Genomic DNA, 843 nt, shown 5'->3' on the forward strand with positions numbered 1-843 from the left:
TTGGAGTTTAACATCAGGCCAAGACACTCTCATTCTAACAGCTTTGGCAACGGCGCGGAAAAAGACACGGCTGGCTGCCGTGCCTTGAACCGTAAATCTATTGTAATAGGAGTTTATGCAAATCCGGTACTCGCTGAATACTTCCAGCGTAATATGTTTACTTTAGAGTAGATACTTTGTCCCATATGCGGCAGAAAAACACATAATATCAATTAGGGAGGATACCGTATTGAAAAACTTTCCTTTTTACTGGTCGAAGCGTAAACAGGAAACGCTCATCGACGCAAAGGATTTGTAAATAACCATCATTCAAAGGCAGAAACACTAATCAACCTATATATGCCGCCGTTATGGATAACATCATAAACGGTGGTTTTCCTAAGTCTATTACAAATGTTACCAGTACCGAGCCAACATTGCAACAGCCTGCGGAGAAGATAAAAACATTTCATCTTTCCAAAACAGATAAGCCGTGCTATATTAAAGGAGAAATCAGGTCAGAGTAATTCGTGTCAGAGTAACCCGCCCAGGAGGCAGTCTGCCTGTCTGGACCGAACACCATCTCCGTACTTGATTCATCACCTGACTAGACCATACAGAAATCCACTATCGGATACTGTATGGTCTTTTTTTGCGCCAAAGAGAAAGGAAGATCAATATGCAATGACAGAAAAGCTGATGAAAGCCATCTACAGTGACCCAGCCCAGACAATCACCCTTACAGCCTGGGCGGATACCGTTGCCGTGGACCCGCGGGACAATTTGCTCATCGCGGTCCGGCTGGGCGGTTATCCGGAAGTGACAGCCGGCCTTGTCAACGCGGTCAGCGGCGGAGGCACGCTG

At 46.0% G+C, this 843-nt stretch carries 2 protein-coding genes; both read left to right on the forward strand.

Annotation, left to right across the window (positions count from 1 at the left end):
- The first annotated feature begins 229 nt into the window (after positions 1–229).
- The gene (locus H8S45_RS16955) at positions 230–298 is read left to right on the forward strand and encodes a hypothetical protein (protein WP_390126316.1); all 69 of its coding nucleotides are present in this window, start codon (positions 230–232) and stop codon (positions 296–298) included.
- A 365-nt stretch (positions 299–663) separates the two neighbouring features.
- Positions 664–843: hypothetical protein (locus H8S45_RS15860; RefSeq protein ID WP_186950606.1), on the forward strand; the 180-nt coding region annotated here is incomplete at its 3' end.

Source organism: Agathobaculum faecis (assembly GCF_014287995.1).
Classification (GTDB): domain Bacteria; phylum Bacillota; class Clostridia; order Oscillospirales; family Butyricicoccaceae; genus Agathobaculum; species Agathobaculum ammoniilyticum.